The organism is Variovorax sp. SG517, assembly GCF_013376045.1.
In the GTDB taxonomy this organism is placed as follows: Bacteria; Pseudomonadota; Gammaproteobacteria; order Burkholderiales; family Burkholderiaceae_C; genus Variovorax.
The window spans coordinates 354488-377579 of record NZ_JABMJG010000005.1 but is presented as its reverse complement, the minus strand read 5'-3'; the positions used below and the strand labels follow the sequence as shown (position 1 = coordinate 377579).

The 23092-nt window shown below is 70.3% G+C and carries 17 protein-coding genes; 11 read left to right on the top strand and 6 right to left on the bottom strand.

What is annotated here, in order from left to right; genetic code table 11:
* Nucleotide 1 precedes the first annotated feature (1 nt).
* The 4 genes from FHT32_RS17615 to FHT32_RS17600 are packed head-to-tail and all read left to right on the top strand — an operon-like array spanning nt 2 to nt 5151.
* Nucleotides 2-901 (top strand): ABC transporter permease, encoded by a 900-nt coding sequence (locus tag FHT32_RS17615; RefSeq protein WP_176665896.1) that lies wholly within the window; start codon nt 2-4, stop codon nt 899-901.
* Nucleotides 901-2535, top strand: coding sequence for an ABC transporter ATP-binding protein (locus FHT32_RS17610; protein ID WP_176665895.1), 1635 nt, complete (start codon nt 901-903; stop codon nt 2533-2535). The genes FHT32_RS17615 and FHT32_RS17610 overlap by 1 nt, the downstream gene beginning before the upstream one ends.
* A gap of 11 nt (nt 2536-2546) precedes the next feature.
* Nucleotides 2547-3635: a tartrate dehydrogenase gene (locus FHT32_RS17605; RefSeq protein WP_176665894.1), complete on the top strand. Its 1089-nt coding sequence runs from the start codon at nt 2547-2549 to the stop codon at nt 3633-3635.
* A 34-nt stretch (nt 3636-3669) separates the two neighbouring features.
* Nucleotides 3670-5151 (top strand): NAD-dependent succinate-semialdehyde dehydrogenase, encoded by a 1482-nt coding sequence (locus FHT32_RS17600; protein ID WP_176665893.1) that lies wholly within the window; start codon nt 3670-3672, stop codon nt 5149-5151.
* Here the strand turns inward: FHT32_RS17600 and FHT32_RS17595 are convergent, their stop codons facing one another.
* The 3 genes from FHT32_RS17595 to FHT32_RS17585 all read right to left on the bottom strand — a co-directional run bounded on the left by FHT32_RS17595 (nt 5152) and on the right by FHT32_RS17585 (nt 9161).
* A complete protein-coding gene (locus FHT32_RS17595; protein ID WP_256099035.1) occupies nt 5152-6174 on the bottom strand; it encodes an AraC family transcriptional regulator in 1023 nt (340 codons plus the stop codon).
* A 64-nt stretch (nt 6175-6238) separates the two neighbouring features.
* Entirely contained in the window at nt 6239-7798 is a 1560-nt protein-coding gene (gene gntK / locus FHT32_RS17590) for a gluconokinase (protein WP_176665892.1), read from the bottom strand.
* Between the two features lie 10 nt (nt 7799-7808).
* The gene (locus FHT32_RS17585) at nt 7809-9161 is read right to left on the bottom strand and encodes a GntP family permease (protein WP_176665891.1); all 1353 of its coding nucleotides are present in this window, start codon (nt 9159-9161) and stop codon (nt 7809-7811) included.
* 215 nt (nt 9162-9376) lie between these two features.
* On the opposite strand from FHT32_RS17585, the gene FHT32_RS17580 reads away from it, so the two are divergent.
* A complete protein-coding gene (locus tag FHT32_RS17580; RefSeq protein WP_176665890.1) occupies nt 9377-10408 on the top strand; it encodes a LacI family DNA-binding transcriptional regulator in 1032 nt (343 codons plus the stop codon).
* Between the two features lie 21 nt (nt 10409-10429).
* On the opposite strand, the gene FHT32_RS17575 is transcribed toward FHT32_RS17580, so the two are convergent.
* From FHT32_RS17575 to FHT32_RS17565, 3 genes are all read right to left on the bottom strand, one after another.
* Entirely contained in the window at nt 10430-12679 is a 2250-nt protein-coding gene (locus tag FHT32_RS17575) for a LamG-like jellyroll fold domain-containing protein (RefSeq protein WP_176665889.1), read from the bottom strand.
* 204 nt (nt 12680-12883) lie between these two features.
* Nucleotides 12884-14704, bottom strand: coding sequence for a hybrid sensor histidine kinase/response regulator (locus tag FHT32_RS17570; RefSeq protein WP_176665888.1), 1821 nt, complete (start codon nt 14702-14704; stop codon nt 12884-12886).
* A 61-nt stretch (nt 14705-14765) separates the two neighbouring features.
* Nucleotides 14766-15473 carry a response regulator transcription factor gene (locus FHT32_RS17565; protein ID WP_176665887.1) on the bottom strand — a complete coding sequence of 236 codons (708 nt, stop codon included), beginning with the start codon at nt 15471-15473 and terminating at the stop codon, nt 14766-14768.
* Nucleotides 15474-15545: 72 nt separating this feature from the next.
* Here FHT32_RS17565 and FHT32_RS17560 point away from each other — a divergent pair, with 72 nt between their 5' ends.
* The 6 genes from FHT32_RS17560 (at nt 15546) to bcsB (ending at nt 23082) form a co-directional block, all read left to right on the top strand.
* The gene (locus FHT32_RS17560; protein WP_176665886.1) at nt 15546-16583 is read left to right on the top strand and encodes a sensor domain-containing diguanylate cyclase; all 1038 of its coding nucleotides are present in this window, start codon (nt 15546-15548) and stop codon (nt 16581-16583) included.
* A gap of 269 nt (nt 16584-16852) precedes the next feature.
* Complete coding sequence (gene bcsD, locus FHT32_RS17555) at nt 16853-17326, top strand: cellulose biosynthesis protein BcsD (protein WP_176665885.1); 474 nt, start codon at nt 16853-16855, stop codon at nt 17324-17326.
* On the top strand, nt 17323-17787 hold the full coding sequence (locus FHT32_RS17550) for a hypothetical protein (RefSeq protein ID WP_176665884.1): 465 nt from the start codon (nt 17323-17325) through the stop codon (nt 17785-17787). The genes bcsD and FHT32_RS17550 overlap by 4 nt, the downstream gene beginning before the upstream one ends.
* A 2-nt stretch (nt 17788-17789) precedes the next feature.
* The gene (bcsQ, locus tag FHT32_RS17545; protein WP_176665883.1) at nt 17790-18602 is read left to right on the top strand and encodes a cellulose biosynthesis protein BcsQ; all 813 of its coding nucleotides are present in this window, start codon (nt 17790-17792) and stop codon (nt 18600-18602) included.
* On the top strand, nt 18599-20767 hold the full coding sequence (gene bcsA, locus FHT32_RS17540; RefSeq protein WP_176665882.1) for a UDP-forming cellulose synthase catalytic subunit: 2169 nt from the start codon (nt 18599-18601) through the stop codon (nt 20765-20767). Before bcsQ ends, bcsA begins: the two co-directional genes overlap by 4 nt.
* Nucleotides 20767-23082 carry a cellulose biosynthesis cyclic di-GMP-binding regulatory protein BcsB gene (bcsB, locus tag FHT32_RS17535; protein ID WP_218088259.1) on the top strand — a complete coding sequence of 772 codons (2316 nt, stop codon included), beginning with the start codon at nt 20767-20769 and terminating at the stop codon, nt 23080-23082. Before bcsA ends, bcsB begins: the two co-directional genes overlap by 1 nt.
* Nucleotides 23083-23092 lie beyond the last annotated feature (10 nt).

The window sequence follows — 23092 nt, the reverse complement described above, 5'->3', positions numbered from 1 at the left end:
CATGGAATCGTCCACTTCCTCCCCCGCCCTGAACACGGCCGCCCCCGCGCTGCCGCCCGCGCCCCGCCGCAGCCCGCTTCGCTGGCTCGCGGGCTTCGGCTTCACCGGACTGCTCGGCCTCGCGGTGCTGCTCTTCTGGCTGCTCGCGGCGGCGTTGGGCCCCTGGCTGCTGTCGCACAGCTCGGCGGGCGCCGGCACCTCGAACGTCTTCGCGCCGATCAGCGCGGCGCACTGGCTGGGCACCGACTACCTGGGCCGCGACATGCTGGCGCTGGTGATCGAAGGCGCGCGCTACACCGTCGGCGTGGCGCTGCTGGCGACGCTGCTGGCCAGCGGCACCGGCACCACGCTGGCACTGCTGGCCGCCGCCAGCGGCCGCTGGACCGACGCGACGCTCAGCCGCTGCCTCGACACGCTGACGGCCATCCCGAGCAAGATGTTCGCGCTCATCATGGTGGCGGGCTTCGGCTCCTCGGTGCCGATGCTGGTGGTCACGGCGGCCATCATCTACGTGCCGGGCGCCTTCCGCATCGCGCGCTCGCTGGCCGTAAACATCAACGCGCTCGACTACGTGACGGTAGCGCGCACGCGCGGCGAAGGCACGCTCTACATCATGCTGCGCGAGATCCTGCCCAACATCGTCGGCCCGATGCTGGCCGACCTGGGGCTGCGATTCGTCTACATCGTGCTGCTGCTGGCGAGCCTGAGCTTCCTGGGCCTGGGCATCCAGCCGCCTGCCGCCGACTGGGGATCGCTGGTGCGCGAGAACATCGGCGCGCTGGCCATGGGCGGCGCCTCGGTGATCGTGCCGGCGCTGGCCATCGCGAGCCTCACCATCTCGGTCAACCTGGTGATCGACAACCTGCCCGGCCGTGCCGCGCGCGAACGAGGAGCACGCTGATGGGCGCACCACTCACCGTCGAAGGCCTGAGCATCTGCGCCGGCCCCACTACGCTGGTCGACAACCTGAGCTTCTCGGTGCAGCCCGGCGAGGTGCTGGCGCTGATCGGCGAGTCGGGCTCGGGCAAGACCACCACCGCGCTCGCGCTGATGGGCCATGCGCGCCACGGCTGCAGCATCTCGGCCGGCCGGGTGCGCATCGGCGACACGGACGTGCTGGCGCTCGATGCCCGTGCGCAGCGCGCGCTGCGCGGGCGCACCGTCGCCTACATCGCGCAGAGCGCGGCGGCCTCCTTCAACCCCTCGCGCACGATCATGGACCAGGTGGTGGAGCCGACCGTGATCCACGGCCTGTGCAGGCGCGCCGAGGCCGAGGCGAAGGCGGTGCAGCTCTTCCGCGAGCTCGCGCTGCCCGATCCCGAAGGCATCGGCTCGCGCTATCCGCACCAGGTCTCGGGCGGACAGCTGCAGCGGCTGATGGCGGCGATGGCGCTGATCGCCGACCCCGACCTGGTGATCCTCGACGAGCCGACCACCGCGCTCGACGTGACCACGCAGATCGAGGTGCTGCGCGCCTTCCGACGCGTGGTGCGCGAGCGCCGCGCCACCGCGGTGTACGTGAGCCACGACCTCGCTGTGGTGGCGCAGATGGCCGACCACATCCTGGTGCTGCGCAACGGCGGCATGCGCGAGATGAACGCGACCGGCCGGATCCTCGCCGCGCCGGCCGACGACTACACGAAGAGCCTGCTGGCCGCCGCGCGGCCGGCGCCGCGCGCATCGGGCGCCGCGCCGGACGACGGCCGCGAGCTGCTGCTCGAGGTGCGCCAGCTGTCGGCCGGCTACGGCCCGGTGGATGCGCAGGGACGGCCCGCCAAGCCGATCCTGCAGGACATCGACCTGAAGCTGTATCGCGGCCAGGCCATCGGCGTGATCGGCGAATCGGGCTCGGGCAAGACCACGCTGGCACGTGCGGTGGCGGGGCTGCTGAAGCCCAGCAGCGGCAGCGTGCTGTTCCACGGCCGCGAACTGAAGCCGACGCTGCAGCAGCGCGAGCGCGACGAGCTGCGGCGCATCCAGATCGTGTTCCAGATGGCCGACACGGCGCTGAACCCCTCGCAGACCATCGAGCGCATCCTGGCGCGGCCGCTGGAGTTCTACAAGGGCCTGCGCGGCGAGCCGCTGCGGCGGCGCATCCGCGAGCTGCTCGACCTGGTGAAGCTGCCGCAGACCGTGGCCGGGCGCCTGCCGGGCGGCCTCTCGGGCGGGCAGAAGCAGCGCGTGAACCTCGCGCGCGCGCTCGCGGCCGAACCCGACCTGATCCTGTGCGACGAGGTGACCTCCGCGCTCGACACCGTGGTGGGCGCCGCGGTGCTCGACCTGATGGCGGAGCTGCGACGCGAGCTGGGCGTGTCGTACCTCTTCATCAGCCACGACCTGCACACGGTGCGCGCGGTGTGCGATGAGATCGTGGTGATGCAGCACGGCCGCAAGCTCGCGCAGGTGGCGCGCGCCGACTACGACCGCGGCCCGCACCACCCCTACTACGAGCTGCTCGCGCGCTCGGTGCCCGAGCTGCGCCAGGGCTGGCTCGACGACGTGGACAGAGCGGCTGCCGCCGCCATCGCATCATGAGAAAGACCGAGATGACACCCACATTCCGCATCGCCGTGATTCCCGGCGACGGCATCGGCAAGGAAGTGATGCCCGAGGGCCTGCGCGTGGTGCAGGCCGCCGCGGCACGCTTCGGCTTCGAGCTCGACTGCCGCGTCTTCGACTGGGCCAGCGCCGACTACTACGCGGCGCACGGCCAGATGATGCCGGACGACTGGAAGGAGCAGCTCAAGGGCGTCGACGCGCTGTACTTCGGCGCCGTCGGCTGGCCGGCCACCGTGCCCGACCACGTGTCGCTGTGGGGTTCTCTGCTGAAGTTCCGCCGCGAGTTCGACCAGTACATCAACCTGCGGCCGGTGCGCCTGTTCGAGGGCGTGCCCTGCCCGCTGGCCGGCCGCAAGCCCGGCGACATCGACTACCTCGTGGTGCGCGAGAACACCGAGGGCGAATACACCTCGCTCGGCGGCGTGATGTACGCGGGCACCGAGCGCGAGATCGTGATCCAGGAGTCGGTGTTCTCGCGCCACGGCACCGACCGCGTGCTGCGCTTCGCCTACGAGGCCGCCCGCGCGCGCAAGCGCAGGCACCTGACGGTGGCCACCAAGAGCAACGGCATCGCGATCAGCATGCCCTGGTGGGACGCGCGCGCCGACGCGATTGGCCTCGACTACCCCGAAGTGACGGCGGACAAGCAGCACATCGACATCCTGTCGGCGCGCTTCGTGCTGCAGCCCACGCGCTTCGACGTGGTGGTGGCGAGCAACCTGTTCGGCGACATCCTCTCCGACCTCGGGCCCGCGACCACCGGCACCATCGGCCTCGCGCCCTCGGCCAACCTGAACCCGGAACGCCGGTTCCCCTCGCTTTTCGAGCCGGTGCACGGCTCGGCGCCCGACATCTACGGCCAGAACATCGCCAATCCCATCGCGATGATCTGGTCGGGCGCGCTGATGCTGGATTTCCTGACGCAGGGCCAGGGCGCCGGCCGCGCGGCGCACGACGCCATCCTGGGCGCGATAGAGGCGGTGCTGCGCGAAGGTCCGCGCACGCGCGACCTCGGCGGCTCGGCGAACACCACCGAGGTGGGCATCGCCATCGCCGAGCGCGTCTCGGCGCCATGAACCGCGCCATGAACTGAAGAAGGATCCCCAGACCATGACACTCGAACTGCAACACCAGGACCTGATGCCCGGGCGGCATCTCATCGGCGCCGAATGGCGCGAAGCCGGCGATGCGCGCCGCCTCGACGTCAGAGACCCTGCGACCGACGCCGTCTTCGCGAGCGTGCCGGACGGCACCGCCGCCGACGCACGTGCCGCCACCGACGCGGCGCACGCCGCCTTTCCCGCATGGCGCGCCGTGCCGGCCAAGCAGCGCGCGCAGATCATCAAGCGCTGGAACGACCTCGTGATGGCGCACCAGGAAGACCTGGGCCGACTCATCTCGCGCGAGCAGGGCAAGCCGCTGGCCGAGGGCCGCGGCGAGGTCGCCTACGCGGCCAGCTACATCGAATGGTTCGCCGAGGAAGCCACGCGCGCCAACGGCGAGATCATTCCCGCGCCGGTGACCGGCCGGCGCATGCTCGCGCTGCGCGAGCCCGTGGGCGTGGTCGCCGCGATCACGCCGTGGAACTTCCCGGCCGCGATGATCGCGCGCAAGATCGCGCCGGCGCTGGCCGCCGGCTGCACGGTGGTGTGCAAGCCGGCCGAGGACACGCCGCTGACCTCGCTCGCGCTGGTGAAGCTGGCGCAGGACGCCGGCGTGCCGCCGGGCGTGCTCAACATCGTGACCGCCTCGCGCGAACGCACGCCCGAGGTGGTCGACGCATGGCTCGACGACCCGCGCGTGCGCAAGATCACCTTCACCGGCTCCACGCCCGTGGGCAAGCACCTCGCGCGCCGCTCGGCCGACACGCTGAAGAAGCTCTCGCTGGAGCTCGGCGGCAACGCGCCCTTCATCGTGTTCGACGACGCCGACATCGACGCGGCCGTGGAAGGCCTGATGGCGGCCAAGTTCCGCAACGGCGGCCAGACCTGCGTGTGCCCGAACCGCGTGTTCGTGCAGTCACGCGTGCACGATGCCTTCGTCGACAAGCTGGCCGCGCGGGTCGGCGCGCTGCGCGTGGGGCCGGCCAGCGACGAGTCCTCGCAGATCGGGCCGATGATCAACGCGCGCGCGGTCGACAAGATCGAGCGCCACGTGCGCGACGCCGTCTCCCGCGGCGCCCGCGTGGTGGTCGGCGGCAAGCGGCTGCGCGACGCGCGCTGCGACGGCCCCAACTACTACGCGCCCACGGTGCTGGTGAATGCCGACTCGGCGATGGAGTGCAGCTGCGAGGAGACCTTCGGTCCCGTGGTGCCGGTCACGCGCTTCGAGAACGAGGCCGAGGTGATCGCCGCGGCCAACGAGACGCCCTTCGGGCTCGCGGCGTACTTCTATTCGACGGACGTGAAGCGCATCTGGCGCGTGGCCGATGCGCTGGAGTCGGGCATCGTCGGCATCAACGAAGGCGCCCTGGCGGCCGAGGCGGCGCCCTTCGGCGGCGTGAAGGAGTCGGGCTACGGCCGCGAGGGCTCGGTCCATGGGCTGGAGGACTACATGCACATCAAGTACGTGTGCCAGGGCGGGCTGGCCTGATCAGGCGCTGTTCCCGTGCCTCCGGGCGCGGAACTCGCCCGGCGTCATCCCCTCGATCCGCCGGAAGTGCCGGTTGAAGTTCGAGATGTTGTTGAAGCCCACCTCGTAGCAGATGCTGCTCACGTGCTGGCGCGTGGAGGCCAGCAGCCGGCAGGCCTTGGCCACGCGCAGGCCGATCACGAAGTCGGTGAAGGTCTGCCCCGTGGCGCGGCGGAAGCTGCGCGAGAACGCGTTCTCGCGCATGCCCACGAGCGCGCCCACCTCGGCCAGAGACAGCGCCTCGGCGTAGTTCTCGCGGATGTGGTCGAGCGCCTTGTGGATGCGCAGCGCCTGCATGTCTTCGCCCAGGCCCTCGCCGGCCAGCGCCACGCCGGAGAGCACGCGATAGTCGCCCCACTGCGCCAGCTCGTTCAGCAGCGCGGTGAATTCGGAGAAGCGCGCGAGCCCCTGCAGCGTCTCGATGCGGCGCAGGCGCGCGAGCGTGCCCGCCTCCAGGCCGACGAACTGCACGCCCAGCCGCGCGCGGGCCAGCAGCGGCCCCGCGTCGGCGAGTTCAGGAAAGAGCGCCATGCCGCGCTTGAGCGGCTCGTCGCTGAAGCGCAGCACCAGTCCGCCCGAGCCAATGCCACCGCTGCCACCACTGCCACTGCCGCCCGGCAGCGCGCGATGCTCGAACGCGAGGCTGCGCGGCAGCCGCGGGCCCAGCAGCACGACGGTGCCGGGGGCGAAGCTGTGCGTCTCCTCGTCGGCGCCGATGCCGATGCGAAGGCGCGCGGGCACGGCGCCTATCAGGTGCAGTTCGTGATCGTGCAGGCAGCGTGCCGCGCCCGCCTGGGCCGAAGGCGCGGCGGCGGCCTCGCATCGGACCGTGGCGGAAAGCTCGCTCGCCTCGCCGCGGGCCTGTGCCGGAGCTGCCGGTGCACGCCATGCGAGCGTGTCCATGCCGCGCGAAACATGCCGCCGCGCCGGCGCCGCGGGCAGCAGGGCCCTCGCATGGGCCTGGGTGGCAAGGGCCGATGTCATCGTGTTGAGCAAGACCAGGGTTCCTCCAGCAAATCTCCGATGGACAACGACGACCCGGAAGTCGTCAGCTTCGCCGCGCCGGCGCCGGCACCACCGTCTGCTGCTGGAACGCGGCGAGCAGCCTGTACTCCTCGCCGAGCTTGCGCGGGAGCGACAGATACACCGGCAGCAGCTGCCGGTAGAGCGCGGCGTTCTTGGCGTTGGGCGTGTGGCGATGGGTGGCGCCGACCATGCCCGCGACCGCGTCGAGCGAATCGACGTGGCCCAGTGCGTACAGGCCGAGCGCCGCGGCGCCGAGGCAGGAGCTCTCGAAGCTCTCGGGCACGACCACCTCGCGGTCGAACACGTCGGCCATCATCTGGCGCCACATGCCCGAGCGCGCGAAGCCGCCGGTGGCCTTGATGCGGGCGCTGCGCCCGGCGATGGATTCGACCGCCGGCAGGATGCTGTGCAGGTTGAAGATCACGCCCTCGAGCACCGCGCGGATCATGTGCTCCTTGCGGTGGTGGATGCCCAGCCCGAAGAAGGAGCCGCGCAGGTCGGCGTTCCAGTAGGGCGCGCGCTCGCCGGTGAGGAAGGGATGGAACACCAGCCCTTCGGAGCCGGCCGAGACGCGCTCGGCGATGCGCGTGAGCACCTCGTAGGTGTCGATGCCAAGGCGCTTGGCGGTCTCGGCCTCGGCCGACGCGAACTCGTCGCGCACCCAGCGCAGGATGATGCCGCCGTTGTTCACGGGGCCGCCCACCACCCAGCGCCGCTCGGCGAGCGCATAGCAGAAGGTGCGGCCCTCGGGGTCGGTCATGGGATGGTCGACCACGGTGCGCATCGCGCCGCTGGTGCCGATGGTCACGGCCACCTCGCCGGGCGCCACCGCGTTCACGCCGAGGTTGGAGAGCACGCCGTCGTTGGCGCCGATGACGAAGGGCGTGTCGCGCGACAGGCCCAGCCGCGCGGCCACGTCGGGCGCGAGGCCCTCGACGTGCCAGGTGGTCGGCACCGGCTGCGAGAGCTGGTCGGCGCGCACGCCCGCGAGCGCGAGCGCCCCTTCGTCCCAGTCGAGCCGGCCGATGTCGAAGAGCCCCGTGGCCGAGGCGATCGAATGGTCGACCTGCCACTGCCCGAAGAGCCGGAAGAACACGTACTCCTTGATGCCGACGAAGCGCGCGGCGCGCGAGAAGAGCTCGGGGCGCTCGTGGCGCAGCCACACCAGCTTGGCCAGCGGCGACATCGGATGGATGGGCGTGCCCGTGCGGCGGTAGATCGCGAGGCCGTCCCACTCGTCGCGGATGCGCACGGCCCAGGCCGAGGCGCGGTGGTCGGCCCAGGTGATGCTGTTCGTGAGCGGCACGCCCGCGTCGTCGACCAGGATCAGGCTGTGCATCGCCGCGCTGAAGGACACGGCGAGCACGTCGGCGGGCGCGGCCTTGGCCTGCTTCACGCAGCTGGCGATGGCCGAGAGCACGGCCTCGAAGATCTGCTGCGGGTCCTGCTCGGCGGCCCCGGCCTCGGGCTGCAGCAGCGGGTATTCGGTCGCGTCGTGCGCCAGCACGCGCCCGGCGGGCGTGAAGGCCACGGCCTTGGTGCTGGTGGTTCCGATGTCGACGCCGATGACGATGCGACCCATGCTTTTCTCCTCAGACGACCATGCTCAGCAGCATGATGAAGACGATCGCCACGACCGAGATCAGCGTTTCCATCACGGTCCAGGTCTTGAAGGTCTCGGCCACGCTCATGTTGAAGTATTGCTTCACCAGCCAGAAGCCCGCGTCGTTGACGTGCGAGAGGATCAGCGAACCCGCGCCGGTGGCCAGCACCAGCAGCTCGCGGTTCACGCCCGGCACCATGGTCGCCAGCGGCGCGACGATGCCAGCGCCGGTGATGGTCGCGACGGTGGCCGAGCCGGTGGCGATGCGGATCAGCCCCGCCACCAGCCAGGCCAGCAGGATCGGCGAGACCTGCGCATGCAGCGCCATCTGCCCGATCGCGTTGCCCACGCCGCTGGCCACCAGCATCTGCTTGAAGCCGCCGCCCGCGCCGATGATCAGCACGATGGCCGCGGTGGGCGCGAGGCTGTCGTCGACGAACTTCATGATCTGCTTGGCCGTGAAGCCGCGCGCGGTGCCGAAGGTGTAGAGCGACAGCAGCAGCGCCGCCAGCAGCGCGGTAATGGGGTGGCCGATGAAGTCCATCCACTGGCGCACGATGTTCTTCTCGTCCAGCGCCACGTCGGCGAAGGTCTTCAGCAGCATCAGCGCCACCGGCAGCAGCACGGTGACGAGCGTGATGCCGAAGCCGGGCAGCTCGCGCGCCTCGGGTTCGCGCGCCAGCTGTTCCATCAGCTCGGGCGACGCCTCGCCGGGCACGTACTTCGAGATGAACTTGCCGAAGATCGGGCCCGCGATCATCGCGGTGGGCAGGCCGACGATCAGGCCGTAGAAGATGGTCTTGCCGATGTCGGCGCCGAACACGCCGATGGCCAGCAGCGGCCCCGGATGCGGCGGCACCAGGCCGTGCACCACCGACAGGCCCGCCAGCAGCGGAATGCCGATGCGGATGAGCGACACGCCGGTGCGCCGCGCCACGATGAACACCAGCGGGATCAGCAGCACGAAGCCGATCTCGAAGAACAGCGGGATGCCCACCAGGAAGGCCGCGAACATCATCGCCCAGTGCACGCGCTCGCGGCCGAAGGCGTCGATCAGCGTGCGCGCGATGCGGTCGGCGCCGCCCGACTCGGCCATCATCTTGCCGAGCATGGTGCCCAGGCCGAGCACGATGCCCACGAAGCCCAGCACGCCGCCGAAGCCGTCCTGGAAGGACTTCATCACCTTGTCCACCGGCATACCCGAGGTCAGGCCCAGGAAGCCGGCGGCCAGCGTCAGCGCGATGAAGGGGTGCACGCGCCAGCGCGTGATCAGAAGGATCAGCCCGAGGATCGCCACGAGGGCGTCGACGAGCAGGAAGATCTCTTGGCTCATTCCGAACATGGGTTGTCTCCTGGATCCGGGCCTCGCCTGCAAGGCGCGAAGGTAACCCGGCGGGTGGGACGGCAGTCTGGATAGCGCTGTCCCGCACAATTCAAAAAAAGCCAGCTCCGGTGCGCGCTCGGGTTTTTCCGAATCGGGCACGGGCTGGGATAGCGCTATCCTAGGACAGCGCTATCCAAAGCTGGATTGGTATTAACCCTGAGAAACGACCGAACATGGCCGACGCCCCTGAACGCCCGCGCTCCCGCTCTTCCAGCCACGTCACCCTCGACGACGTGGCTCGCGCCTGCGGCGTGAGCCCGATCACGGTGTCGCGGGCGCTGCGCGGCGCGCGCAACGTGGCGCCCGAGCTGCAGGTCCGCGTGCAGGCGGCGGCGGACCAGCTGGGCTACGTGCCCAACGTGGCGGCGCGCGCGCTGGCCTCGGCTCGCAGCTCGCACGTGGCGGTGCTGATTCCCTCGCTGACCAACCAGCTCTTCGTGGAGCTGCTCGAGGCGGTGCAGGACGCGCTGTCGCCGCACGGCTTCCAGTCGCTCATCGGCGTGACGCACTACGACCCGAAGCAGGAAGAGGCGCTGCTGCGCAGCTACCTCTCGCAGCGCCCGGCGGGCGTGCTGCTGACGGGCTTCGACCGAAGCGCCGCGGCCGTGCAGATGCTCGAGCGCAGCAGCGCGCCCTGCGTGTACCTGATGGAAACCTCGGCCGATGAGGGCGTGCACAGCGTGGGCTTCTCGCAGCGCGACGCGGGCCGCGCCATCGTGCAGCACCTGCTGCAAGGCGGCCGCCGGCGCATCGCCTATGCGGCCGGCCAGCTCGATCCGCGCGTGATGATGCGCCTGGAAGGCTATCGCGATGCGCTGCGCGCGGCCGGCTGCCACGACCCGGCGCTCGAGCTGCTGGTGCCGGGCCCGACCTCCATGGCGCTGGGCGGCCGCCAGTTCGAGGACCTGCTCGCGCGCCACCCCGACGTGGACGCCATCTTCTACTGCAACGACGACCTCGCCCAGGGCGCGCTGATGGCCGCGCTGCGCACCGGAGTTTCAGTGCCGCAGCGCGTGGCGATCGCCGGCTTCAACGATCTGGGCGGCAGCGACCAGATGCTGCCGCCGCTGACCACCGTGCGCACGCCGCGCCGCGAGATCGGCGAACGCGCGGCCTCCATGCTGCTGGCGCTGATGCGCGGCGAGACGGTGGCCGAGCGCACCGTGGACCTGGGCTTCGAGCTGGTGGTGCGGCACAGCAGCTGAGGCGATGCGCGCCGGCAGCGCCTACTGCGCCAGCGCCGCAACCTCCGCGCTGTCCAGCGCGCCGCCGTAGATGCGGAAGTCGTCGATGCGCCCCTTCAGGCGGGGGTCGCCGGAATACTGCGAGCGCCCCAGCCAGTTCTGCGTCGTCTCGCCCAGGTCGAAGGGCGCGAGGCTCATCTGCGTGTTGGAGCCGGCCTCGACGCCGTCGACGTACAGCGTGCCGAGCGAGCCGGACACGGTCACCGCGACATGCACCCAGCGGCCGGCCGGCAGCGGCGCCGAGCCGTCGATCCGCTGCTCGTTGTAGCCGTGCTCGGTGGCGATCGCGAAACGCGGCACGCCGCCGTCGTTGCGCACGGTCAGCATCATGTAGCGGCGTGCGCCCGAGCCGAAGTCGAAGACGCGCGACCAGGCCGCGAGGGTGTCGACGCGCAGCCAGGTGGAGATGCTGAAGTCGCCAAGGCTCTTCACCGCGCCCGCGGGCAGCGCGACGTGGCCGGTGGTGCCGTCGAGAGCGACCGCGTTGCCTTCGTGTCCGGCGACCAGGGTCGCGCCGCCTTGCAGCCCGCTCGCGGCGAACCGGCCGGTTGCGTCGATGGCCTGCGTACCGCCGGGCTCGTCGAACTTCAGCTGCATCAGCAGCTCGGCCTTGATCGCCGCCCTTTCCTCGTTGGACGCGGCGCTCTCGCCCGACGCGCTCACCGCGACGACCACGTAGTACCAGACCTCTCCGGCCGCGACGCTGCTGTCGGTGAAGGTGAGCGTGTCGCTGATGCCCGGCGCCAGGTCGGTGTAGGGCCCTCCCGCGGTGCTCGCGCGCCTGACGGTGTAGCTCTGCGCATCGGGGCAGCCCCACCACGACAGCACCACCTGCGTGCCGCGCACGTGCGCCGTGAGCCCGCTCGGCTTGCCCCGCGCCGAGAACGGATCGCGCGTGAAGGTCAGCGTGCCGAAGCCCAGCTGGTCGCCATTGCCGCCGTCGGACTCGGGGCGCATCTGTATCGCCTGCTTCAAGGTGTAGGGCGCGGCGACGCCCAGGCGGTTCGCGTAGTGGTTGTAGACGCTCTCCCAGACGGGGCGCCGGTGGCCCTGCCCGCCGGTCGACAGCACCGACTGCGTGCCCTGCCTGTTGATGTTGGTGAAGAAAGGCACGGTGTAGAAGGTGCCGGTGCTGCTGTCGACGAGGTTCGACTTGGCCACGTACTCCGCGCCCGCGAGGAAGCGGTTGTTCTCGTAGCCGTAGGTGTCGTCGCCCTGGTTCCACGCCATCTCGTGGAACGCGGCCGCCAGGCCGATGCCCAGCGTGCAGTGGCCCTGGTCGCGGCCGCTTTCCTGCCATTGGCCGAGGTAGCCCGGATGCACCTGGTAGACCGCCTGCAGGCCCGCGCCGTTGCCCTGGCCGGCCTTGAAGTAGCTCATCGCCTCGTCGTAGATGTCCGTGCGGTCGCACAGCACGCCGATGGCCAGCATCGAGGCGATGTTGCACAGGTCCCAGTTGGCCCAGTAGTTGGTGATCTCGGAGCCGTTGTGGTTGATCAGGAAGCTGTGGTTGAGCGGGTAGAACAGCGTGAGCATCATGTTCTGGAAGCGCGCGAAGTCGCTCGCGGCCCAGCCCTCGTAGCTGCGCATGATCTCGCCCGCGTTGGCGAACTGGTAGCCGTAGATGCCGGCGGCCAGGAAGCGGTCGGAGTTGCCGGTGACCAGCGTCAGCGTGGACGACCATGCGTTCAGGAACTCCACGGCGAGGTCGGCATAGCGCCTGTCCTGCGAGACCTTCCAGCGCAATGCGAGCTGGTAGGCGCGCGAGATGTCGATGTACATCTGCGCGAAGTTCTGGCCGTCGCCGCCGCGGATCACCGTGGCCAGCGGGCGCGGCGCCATGCCGAGCTGCGAGCGGCCGCTGGAGGTCAGTGCGTTCCAGCCGTCGAGCCAGGGCTGCGCCTGCGCCGCGACCTTCTGGCGCATGCGCTCGAAGTCGGCCTCGGTGTGCAGCAGGCCGGGGTGGACGAACTTGCGGGCCTGTGTGGCGGGGGGCTGCGACGCGGGGCCGGTGGTCGGGGCGGTGCCGGTGCCGGTGGCACCGGTGGGGGCAGTCGTCGTCTGCGCGCCGGCGCCCGTCAGCGGAAGGGAGATGCCGCCGCCACCGCCACCGCCACCGCCTCCGCCGCCTCCGCAAGCCGTCGTTCCAAGGGCCAGGGCGCTTGCGGTACCCAGAAGGAAAACACGGCGATCCAGGGAGAGGCCGTTCTTGTCATCGTCCAACGAATGCATGCTCGCCAAAATCTGTAAACAGATGATTCAGCAAACCACATGCCCATCCGACTGTGCCGGCGCACGGCGTGCCATTGCCCGCACCGGTGAATGCAATCGCATTCATTGCGTCGGAAATGCACGTATTGGCCTGACATTCGCTGTCACGCCCGCGCGCGGCGCGACCAGGAATGTCAGTGCCGGTGCGGCGGCCTTGTGGCGAACTCAGGCGCCCTCGGCGTGCGCCTCGACCTGCATGAGCTCGACGATGGCCTGCATCAGCGTGGCCGCGCTGACCGGCTTGAAGAGCACCGGCACGCCCCACTCGCGCACGCGCTGCAGGCGCTCGGGCGCGGTCTCGCCGGTGATCAGCAGCATCGGCGCGTCGAGCCGGAAGCGCTCGCGCAGCCGCAGCCCGACCTGCAGTCCCTCGGCACCTTCGCCCAGGCGGTAGTCGCACATCAGCAATGCCACGGGGTTCAGTTCCGCGTCCGGCTGCATCAGCACCTCCACGGCCTCGGCCTCGCCGGCCACGGCCACCACCTCGATGCCGTAGGCGCGCATGAGCTCGGTCATCGCTTCGCGGATGTCTTCCTCGTCGTCGATCAGCAGCACGCGCCCGCCGAGCTCCGGCACCTGGAAGAAGTGGCGCACGGGCGATTCGAGTTCCTGCAGCGGAAGGCTGTCCTGCGACGCATCGGTGGGCTCGGCCAGCGGCACGGCGAGGCGAAAGCGCGTGCCGCGTCCGGGGCGCGAGCGCAGCTCGACCGCATGGCCGAGCAGGCGGCCGAGGCGCCGCACGATCGACAGGCCAATGCCCAGGCCGCGCGAGCGGTCGCGCCCCGGGTTGTTCACCTGGTAGAACTCCTCGAAGATCCGGTCCGCCTGTTCCGGCGCGATGCCGATGCCGGTATCGCGCACTTCGATCCACACCTGCTCGCCGCGCCTGCGCGCGACCACCGTCACGCCGCCGTGGCGCGTGTACTTCAGGGCGTTGTCGACGAGGTTGGAGAGCATGCGGTACAGCAGCTGCGGATCGCTGCGCACCCACAGGCCGCTGGCGCGCACGCGCAGCTGCAGCCTCTTGCGCTCGGCCAGTACCGAGAAGGTGTTGTGCAGCGGCAGGAACAGCTCGTCGAGTTCCAGCGCGTGCGGCATGGGCTGGACCACGCCCGCGTCGAGACGCGAGATGTCGAGCATGGTGTCCAGCGAGGCGCCGAGCGCGTCGACCGCGCGCATCAGCCGCTCGACGTTCCTGACCTCGGGGCGATGGCGCAGCGTGTTGCCCAAAGCGGCGCCGAAGAGCGCGATGGCATGCATCGGCTGGCGCAGGTCGTGGCTGGCCGCAGCCAGGAAGTGGGTCTTCTCGGCGCTCGCGCGCTCGGTGGCGGCGATCTGCTCGCGCAGCTGGGCCGCGAGGGCCTCGTTCTCGAACTGCAGGATCAGCGATGCCGTGAGCCGCTTGTTCTGCTTGACGCCCTCGCTCAGCGTCAGCACCAGGTTGACGAAGGCGAAGCCGGCCAGGAACCAGTTGAGCGCGCCGCCGTACCAGGCCAGCGAGACGATCAGCCCGCTCATCATCGGGATGCCGTAGCCGAACATCGCCCTTTTCAGCGGCCAGCGGGCCTGCACGGCGCGGGTCCAGCTGCCCATGATCACCACCGTCACGAGCGTGGTCAGCATCGGCTCCTGGATGCTGACCAGGAAAAGGCTGCTGGGCGCGGTGACGGTGCTGATGACGGTGACGATGCGGGTGTACTTCCGCTCCCAATAGGGCGTCTCGGACAGCGGCACCGCCGGCGTCCAGCGCGGCGTGATCATCGCGTAGAGGTCCACCAGCACGATCACCGTGATCAGCGCGACGATCAGCAGCCTGAAGTCCGGGTTCACGTAGAAGTAGCCGAAGCAGCCGATCACGATCGCGAAGCCCATGTGCGCGGCAATGGCCGTGGTGTTGCCCGCGTACACGGAGGCCACGTGCTCGCGCAGCACGCGCATCTCGAGCGTGGCGTCGACGGGCAGGCGCCCGGGGGTCTGGTCGTTCATTGCCTCTGTCTCCCTGCGGGGTCTTGCGCGAGCCCCGTTTTCTCGCCCGCCGCGGCGGGCCTCAGCGCAGGCTGCTGATCAGCTGCGCGCGCGAGCGCATCCCGAACTGCAGCAGGATGCCGGCGACGTAGTTCTTCACCGTGCCCTCGCTGATCTCGGCGAGCAGCGCGATCTCGTTGTTGCTCTTTCCTTCCAGCAGCCAGTTGAGCACCTGCAGCTGCCGCTTCGTCAGCTTGTGGCGGGCATTGCTGGACGAGGGCTGAGCGACGTCCACGGCCGCCGGCGCGGGAAAGGCCGGGTAGTTCACGGCGTCGCCGCCCAGCAGCCCGCAGGCGCGGATGAAGCTCACGACCTCCCTGAGCGTCGCGGACTTCGGCAGGAAGGCGAAGGCGCCCAGCGTCATCGCGCCCTGCGCCAGCGTGTCCTGCGCGAGCGAAGTGGTGCCTGTACCTGAAAGCACCACGATGCGCGCGGCGGGATGGCGCGAGCGGAATTCCATCAGGCCGCTCAGGCCCTGCGTGTCGGGCAGCGCGAGGTCCAGCAGCACCAGCTCGATCGCGTCCTGGTTGTCCTCGTAGACGGCCAGCGCCTGCGCGAGATCGCCGGCCTCGAGCACCTCGATGGGCGTCGCCGACACGTTGGCCTGCAGCAGCGCGCACACGCCCATCCTCACGAGGTCGTGATCGTCCACGACCAGGATGGCGCGCGGCCTCGCGGGATCCTGCGCCGCCTCGGGAATCGGAGATGAGGTCCTGTCGGTCGCTGTCATGGCCGGATGCTATGGGCCGGCCGAACCACCCCGTAAGTGCCCAAAGTCATGTTCGCCGTCAGAATGGCGGGCATGGAATCCCTGATCGAACAACTCTCCGGCTCGGTGGCTTCGGCCAGGACGCTGGAGGACCTGACCCGCCCGATGCTCGAGATGCTCGAGGCGGTGACCGGACTGGAATCGACCTACCTCACCACCATCGACCTCGACAAGGGGCAGCAGCACATCCTCTTCTCGCGCAACGTGCGGCAGCTGAGCATTCCCGAGGGCCTCACGGTGCCCTGGTCCGACACCCTGTGCAAGCGCGCCATGGAAGAAGGCCGCACCTACACCGGCGACGTCGCGAGCTGCTGGGGCGACTCCGGCGCCGCGCGGGAACTCGGCATCCAGACCTACGTGAGCACGCCGGTCAAGACCGAGAGCGGCGGCCTGTTCGGCACCCTCTGCGCCGCCAGCGCCGAGCAGCATCCGCTGGCGCCGCACGCCGAGCCTGTGCTGCAGCTGTTCGCGCGGCTGATCGGCCAGCAGGTCGAGCGCGAGCTGCTCTACCGCAAGCTCGAGAAGGCCCATGCGGAGCTGGTCACCCTCGCCGCCACCGACGCGCTCACCGGCCTGCCCAACCGCCGCTCGCTCATCGACGGCCTGCGCCGGCTGCTCGCGCAGACCCAGCGCGACGAGCGCAGCGTGCTGGTGGGCTTCATCGACATGGACGGCTTCAAGAAGATCAACGACACGCACGGCCACGACGTGGGCGACGAGTTCCTCGTGGCCATGGCCGGGCGGATGTCGGCCTCGCTGCGTGCCGGCGAACTGCTGGCGCGCAGCGGCGGCGACGAGTTCGTGGTGATAGGCGCCGGCCCCGCGATCGGCGGGGCGACGACCGCCGCGGCGCGGGCGCTCGCCGACCGGCTGAGCGAATGCACCGCCGGCGAGCTGCGCCTGAAGGGCACCACGCTGGCCTACGCCGGCGCCAGCGTCGGCGTGGTGGCGGTCGACCCGCGCGCCACCACCGCCGCGCAGGCGCTGCGCCAGGCCGACGAGGCCATGTATGCGGTCAAGCGCAGCCGGCGCGGCATGCAGCATCGCGCCAGCGAAGCCGTTTCGGGCTGAGCCGCGCTGAACCGCGCTGAGCGGCCCTGAACCGGAAAACAGGCGCCCGCGGCGGCGCCTGTGCTCGTCCCCGATGCAGCGGGACTGAAGCTCCCCCAAAAAAACAAATCCGATCGCCTCTGCGCGACGTACAGGCTTCTCGACCGGCAAGGTTCGGGGCCTGGGTCGTCCCCGAATTCATACAGTCGGGTCCGTCAAAGACAGTCCTTTCGTACTAATTAGTTCACATTCATTGTCAATGGTTAACTGATCCAAGAAAATGCCTCGGCATGGAAACTGGTGCGACGTATATCGACTATTACGAAAAGAAATCCTGCAGCGCGCAATGGTTGGAATTCAACCGCGGCATGGCCGCCGAGTTGAGCGCCGGATTGCCTCCGGAGGACCTGAGGCAGCTTTTCTTTCGCATCGGCCAGCGTCTCGCGCATGCCCTGCCGATCGCGCCGTGCAGCACGCTCGATGAACTGCAAGACCAGTTCAACGCCCGGTGGGACGGCATCGACTGGGGCTTCACCGTGCTGAACGAGGAGGCCGACGGCGTCGCCATCACCCACGCCTGCAGCCCGGTCGCCGCCGCCTTCGGCCCCGAATCGACCGACTGGAGCGTCGGCTTCTTCGAAGGCGCCTACCAGACCTGGTTCGAGGCGCAGCGCATGCCGACGACGCTGCGCGTGCAGGCATTGCCGCCCAGGGCCGAGACCGGCCCGCGCATCGACTTGCGGCTGTCGAGGGTCGGCGCATGAGTTCGGAAGAACACCTGCCCGAAGACATTGCCGGCCTGTTCGGCAAGTTCGGCGGCAACGGCACCGGCTACAGGGAATTCGCGCCCCCCGACGCCGAGGCGCCGCGCGCGTGGCCGCTGCTGTCGGGCGAGAAGATCGTCCATTCGCCGGCGGTCGCCGCGCCCCAGCCCGCGCCGGTGCCCGCGTCCGTTCCCGTCGGGGCTGCGATGCCCGCGGCCTCGCCCGCACCGGCTCCCGTTCCCCCGCCGGCCTCGCTCCCGGTCTTCGCGCCCCCGCCCGCCGCCGCGTTCGCGCCCGAGCCCCCGCCGGCTCCGGCCGCCGTGGCGCTGCCTTCGGCCGGCGCCGGCTCCGGCCCGGGTTCCGCGCCGACGCCGCTGGAGCAACTGTTTGCGCGCCTGGCAGGGCCGCAAAGGCCGGCCGCGGCGCCGGGTCCCATGTCACGCTGGCGAAGGCCGACGTGACGATGGTCGTCATCCCCGTCATTTCCTCCAAGGGTGGCGTAGGCAAGACCACGATTGCCGCGAATCTCTGCACTGCCCTCGTGCAGCGCGGCCGTCAGGTGCTCGCGATCGACCTCGATCCGCAGAACGCCCTGCGCTTCCACATCGCCAATGAACCGCAGGCCTGCGACAGCGGCCTGGTGGAAGCCGCCACCGGGCTGATCCCGTGGGCCCACGCGATCCGCCCGGCCAGCGGCGGCGCGATGCTGCTGCCCTTCGGCGAGGTCGACGACGAACGCCAGGTCTCGTTCGAGCAGCAGCTGGCGCGCCACCCGGGCTGGCTGGCCGAGACGCTGCAGCGCTTCGGGCTGCCCGAGGGCACGCTGGTGCTGCTGGACACGCCGCCCGGCGCCTCGGTCTACCTGCAGCAGGCGCTGCGCGCCGCGCATTTCGGCGTCGTCACGGTGCTGGCGGACGCCGGCTCCTTCGCCACGCTGCCGATCGTCGAACGCATGATCGGCAAGTACGCCACCCCTCGCGCCGACTACCTCGGCACCGGCTACGTGGTGAACCAGATCGACCCGGGCAAGCGGCTGAACAACGACGTCTTCGAGGTGCTGCGCCAGCGGCTGCGGCCCGAGCTGCTGGGCGTGCTCCACCTGGACCAGGCGGTTCCGGAAGCGCTGGCCTCGGCCCTGCCCGTGCAGCGCTACGCGCCGATGAGCCAGGCCGCGGAAGACTTCTCCTCCTGCGCCGACCGGGTGCTCGAGCGCATCGAGACCGCCCGGCAGGCCGCCGCCTTTCCCTCCCTGCGGACCATGGAACCGAACCGATGAAAAGCGCCCCGTCCGCTCCCCTGCAGCAACCCGAGCCGCGGCCCGCCCCGGCCATCCTGCGGCTGCTGCCGGTGCGCATCCTCGGCTGGATCGCCGTGCTGGCGACGCTGCCGGCGCTGATCATCGCGCCCATGAGCTTCGAGCAGCAGATCGCGCTGTCGGTGGGCATCTTCCTGGCCGCCCTCGTCACCAACCGGTTTCGCGGTCGCTTCGCCAGCCTGGTGCTGATCTTCCTGTCGGTCGTCGTGTCCTCGCGCTACACCTACTGGCGCGTGACCGAGACCATGTTCATGGACAACCCGGTCGACTTCGTGCTCGGCGTGGGCCTGCTGATGGCCGAGCTCTACGCCTTCGTGGTGCTGCTGCTGGGCTACGTGCAGACCGCCTGGCCGCTGGAGCGCAAGCCGGTGCCGCTGCCGGCGGACCCGGCCGAGTGGCCCACGGTCGATCTGTTCATTCCCACCTACAACGAGTCGCTGTCGGTGGTGCGCTCCACCGTGCTGGCCGCGCAGCTGATCGACTGGCCGCGCGACAAGCTCAAGATCTTCGTGCTCGACGACGGCCGCCGCGACGAATTCCGGGTGTTCTGCGAGCAGGTCGGCGTGACCCACGTCACGCGCGACAACAACCGCCACGCCAAGGCCGGCAACATCAACGCCGCGCTGAAGCACACCACGGGCGAGTTCGTCGCGATCTTCGACTGCGACCACATCCCCACGCGCTCATTCATGCAGATCGCCATGGGCTGGTTCGGGCGCGACCCGAAGCTGGGCATGGTGCAACTGCCCCACTACTTCTTCTCGGCCGACCCCTTCGAGCGCAACCTCGACACCTTCGGCACGGTGCCCAACGAGGGCGAGCTGTTCTACGGCCTGATCCAGGACGGCAACGACCTGTGGAACGCCACCTTCTTCTGCGGCTCCTGCGCGGTGCTGCGCCGGACCATCGTCGAGGAGGTGGGCGGCATCGCGGTGGAGACCGTGACGGAGGACGCCCACACCGCGCTGAAGATGCACCGCCTGGGCTACACCACCGCCTACCTGGCGCTGCCGCAGGCGGCCGGCCTGGCCACCGAGAGCCTGTCGGGCCACGTGGGCCAGCGCATCCGCTGGGCGCGCGGCATGGCGCAGATCTTCCGCATCGACAACCCGCTGTTCGGACGCGGCCTGCACTGGGCGCAGCGCCTTTGCTACGTGAACGCGATGCTGCACTTCCTGTACGGCCTGCCGCGGCTCATCTACCTGACGGCGCCGCTGGCCTACCTGTATTTCGGCGCGAGCGTGATCCACGCGTCGGCGTCGATGATCTTCGCGTTCGCGCTGCCGCACATCCTGCACGCCAATCTCACCAACAGCCGCATCCAGGGGCGCTTCCGCTACCTGCTGTGGAACGAGGTCTACGAGGCGGTGCTGGCCTGGTACATCTTCCGCCCGACGCTGGTGGCGCTCATCAACCCCAAGCTGGGCAGCTTCAACGTGACGGCCAAGGGCGGCCTGATCCAGCAGGAATATTTCGACAGCAGCATCGCCAAGGCCAGCCTGGTGCTGCTGGCGCTGAACTTCGTGGGCGTGTGCCTGGGGCTTTGGCGCCTGAGCTGGGTCGATCCGCAGAACATCGCCACCGTCTGGCTCAACCTGGCCTGGACGGTCTACAACATGATGATCCTGGGCGCCTGCGTGGCCGCCGCCAACGAGTCGCGCCAACTGCGCAGTTCGCACCGTGTGGAACTCAGCCTGCCGGCCACGCTGTACTTTGCGGACGGCCGCTCGCTTCGCTGCAACACCTTCGACTTCTCCAGCGGCGGGCTCGGCGTGGAGCTGCCGCAGGACATGAAGCTCGACGCGGAGACCCCGGTGGAGATCGCGCTCTACCGCAACGAACAGGAGTCGCGCTTCGCGGCGACGGTGCGCTTCAGCGGCGGCAGGCGGCTGGGCCTGCGCTTCGCGCCGATGAGCTTCGCGCAGGAGCGCGCGCTGGTGCAGTGCACGACCGCGCGCGCCGACATCTGGGCCGCGCGCTGGGGCAACCACCCGCGCGTGCCGATCCACCGCGTGCTCGGCCACATCATCAGCATCAGCGGCACCGGTTTCCGAGACATGTTCAGCCACTACTACCGTGCGGCCGCCTCGCGGCTGCGTCCCGTCAAAGCGAAGGAATCGACGTGATGTCCACCCTGTGCGCGCCTCGTCCCGACGCGCCTCTCGTCCGGGCGCCGTCGCGCGCCGCCACCGCCGTGGTGCTCGCCGCGGCCCTCGCCTGCGCCGTGGGAGTCATCGGCGCCACGGACGCGGTTGCGCAGCCGGCCCCGGCCGCCGCGCCGACGGCAGGGGGTGCCGGCGCCAGCGTGCGCGAGCTCAACCTCACGCAGCTGGGCATCGACTACGCCGTGCAGCTGCGCGGCATCAGCGGCACGATCGGCATCCCGTTCAACGTGCGCGCCGACGAGCTGGTCACGGCCGCGTCGTTCAAGCTGAACTATGCGTACTCGCCCTCGCTGATCCCGGAGCTTTCGCACCTGAAGGTCACGGTCAACGACGTGCTGGTGGCCACGCTGCCGGTGAACCGCGCCGACGCGGGCAAGCCGCAGACGGCCGAGATCCCGATCGACCGGCGCCTGATCACCGAGTTCAACCGCATCAACGTGCAGCTCGTGGGCCACTACACCCGCGAATGCGAGGACCCGGCCCACACCAGCCTGTGGGCGCACATCGACGCGTCGAGCGCGCTGAAGCTGACGGTGGCGCCGCTGAAGCTCGCGAACGACCTGGCCAAGCTGCCGCTGCCCTTCTTCGACCGCCGCGACGTGCAGCGCGCGCGCGTTCCCTTCGTCTTCGGCACGGCCGCCGGAGGCCCGGTGCTCGAGGCGGCGGGCGTGGTGTCGTCGTGGTTCGGCGCGCTGGCCGACTACCGCGGCGCGACCTTCCCGGTCTCAGGCGGCGAGCTGCCCACGGGCCACGCGGTGGTGTTCGTCACGCCGGAGTCGAACATTCCCGGCCTCGCGCTGCCCGCGATCCAGGGGCCGGGCCTGGCCGTGGTCGACAACCCGCGCGACGCCGCCGGCAAGCTGCTGCTGGTGATGGGCCGCACGCCGGCCGACCTGCGCACGGCCGCCGCCGCGCTGACGCTCAACAGCCAGGCCTTCGCGGGCGCCGCGGCGCCGGTCACCGCCTTCCAGGAGCCGCCGGCGCGCAAGCCCTACGACGCGCCGCGCTGGGTGCCGAGCGACCGCCCGCTGCAGTTCGGCGAGCTGACGACGGCGGCCGATCTCTCGGTGTCGGGCTACAACCCCGACGTGGTCCGCGTGAACCTGCAGCTGCCGCCCGACCTGTTCACCTGGCGCAGCCGCGGCATTCCGCTCGATTTGAACTACCGCTACACGCCGCGCGTGCGGCCGGACCAGTCGACGCTGAACGTCAACGTCAACGAGAACTTCGTGGGCGGCCTGCCGCTGCGCTCGGCCAACCCGGCCGGCGACCGCTGGTGGAACCCGCTGGCCGTGAAGCTGATGCCCGACGGCACGCTGGCCGAGCACAAGGAAGTGATCCTGCCGCCGCTGGCCATGGGCCCGCGCAGCCAGCTTCGGCTGCACTACTATTTCGAGCCGGTGGGCGGGCGCTGCGTGCCGCAGCTGGACAACGTGCGCGGCGCGATCGACCCGACCTCCACCATCGACGTGTCGGGCTTCCCGCACTTCATCGCCATGCCCGAGCTCGCGGCCTACGCCAACGGCGGCTTCCCGTTCTCGCGCATGGCCGACCTGTCGGAAACCGCGGTGATCCTGCCCGCGCAGCCCGACAGCGCCGACACCGAGACCTACCTGGGCCTGCTCGGCCAGATCGGCCGCTCCACCGGCTACCCGGCGCTGCGCGTGAAGGTGGGTACGCCGCAGGAGGCCGCGCAGCTCGCCGACAAGGACCTGCTGGTGATCGGCAACCTGCAGAGCCAGCCGCTCTTCACGCAATGGGCCGACAGGATGCCGCTCAAGCGCAACGGCGCCGCGCCCGAGATCAAGCTCGGCAGCTGGATCGACAACACCATCGACTTCGTGATCGGCGCGCGCACGCGCGAGGACCTGCCGGGCTCGATGCAGATCGGCATCAGCGGCGACGGCCGCGACGCCGTGCTCGCGGGCTTCGAGTCGCCGCTGCGCGGCGGCCGCAGCGTGGTGGCCGCCATCACCGGCCCCGACTCGAAGGAGGCGCTGCTCAACACGCTGATGACGCCCGAGCTGCTGCGGCGCGTGCAGGGCAGCATGACGATCATGCGCGACACGCAGGTCAACAGCGTGCTCGGCGGCGACACCTACTACGTCGGCCGCCTGCCGCCCGTCGCCTGGGTGCAGTGGACGCTGTCGCGCAGCCCGCTGATGCTGGCCGGGCTGGTGCTCGTGCTGGCGCTGCTGGGCGCGGCCGTGTCGTATGCCGGCCTGCAGCTGCGGGCGCGGCGCCGGCTGTCGGTGGGCAGCGCGAAGAACAAGTAGGCAGGCGAAC

Coding starts and splice junctions, on each gene's coding strand:
- FHT32_RS17615 (WP_176665896.1), top strand. CDS start 2: ATGGAATCGTCCACTTCCTCCCCCGCCCTGAACACGGCCGCCCCCGCG.
- FHT32_RS17610 (WP_176665895.1), top strand. CDS start 901: ATGGGCGCACCACTCACCGTCGAAGGCCTGAGCATCTGCGCCGGCCCC.
- FHT32_RS17605 (WP_176665894.1), top strand. CDS start 2,547: ATGACACCCACATTCCGCATCGCCGTGATTCCCGGCGACGGCATCGGC.
- FHT32_RS17600 (WP_176665893.1), top strand. CDS start 3,670: ATGACACTCGAACTGCAACACCAGGACCTGATGCCCGGGCGGCATCTC.
- FHT32_RS17595 (WP_256099035.1), bottom strand. CDS start 6,174: ATGACATCGGCCCTTGCCACCCAGGCCCATGCGAGGGCCCTGCTGCCC.
- gntK (WP_176665892.1), bottom strand. CDS start 7,798: ATGGGTCGCATCGTCATCGGCGTCGACATCGGAACCACCAGCACCAAG.
- FHT32_RS17585 (WP_176665891.1), bottom strand. CDS start 9,161: ATGTTCGGAATGAGCCAAGAGATCTTCCTGCTCGTCGACGCCCTCGTG.
- FHT32_RS17580 (WP_176665890.1), top strand. CDS start 9,377: ATGGCCGACGCCCCTGAACGCCCGCGCTCCCGCTCTTCCAGCCACGTC.
- FHT32_RS17575 (WP_176665889.1), bottom strand. CDS start 12,679: ATGCATTCGTTGGACGATGACAAGAACGGCCTCTCCCTGGATCGCCGT.
- FHT32_RS17570 (WP_176665888.1), bottom strand. CDS start 14,704: ATGAACGACCAGACCCCCGGGCGCCTGCCCGTCGACGCCACGCTCGAG.
- FHT32_RS17565 (WP_176665887.1), bottom strand. CDS start 15,473: ATGACAGCGACCGACAGGACCTCATCTCCGATTCCCGAGGCGGCGCAG.
- FHT32_RS17560 (WP_176665886.1), top strand. CDS start 15,546: ATGGAATCCCTGATCGAACAACTCTCCGGCTCGGTGGCTTCGGCCAGG.
- bcsD (WP_176665885.1), top strand. CDS start 16,853: ATGGAAACTGGTGCGACGTATATCGACTATTACGAAAAGAAATCCTGC.
- FHT32_RS17550 (WP_176665884.1), top strand. CDS start 17,323: ATGAGTTCGGAAGAACACCTGCCCGAAGACATTGCCGGCCTGTTCGGC.
- bcsQ (WP_176665883.1), top strand. CDS start 17,790: ATGGTCGTCATCCCCGTCATTTCCTCCAAGGGTGGCGTAGGCAAGACC.
- bcsA (WP_176665882.1), top strand. CDS start 18,599: ATGAAAAGCGCCCCGTCCGCTCCCCTGCAGCAACCCGAGCCGCGGCCC.
- bcsB (WP_218088259.1), top strand. CDS start 20,767: ATGTCCACCCTGTGCGCGCCTCGTCCCGACGCGCCTCTCGTCCGGGCG.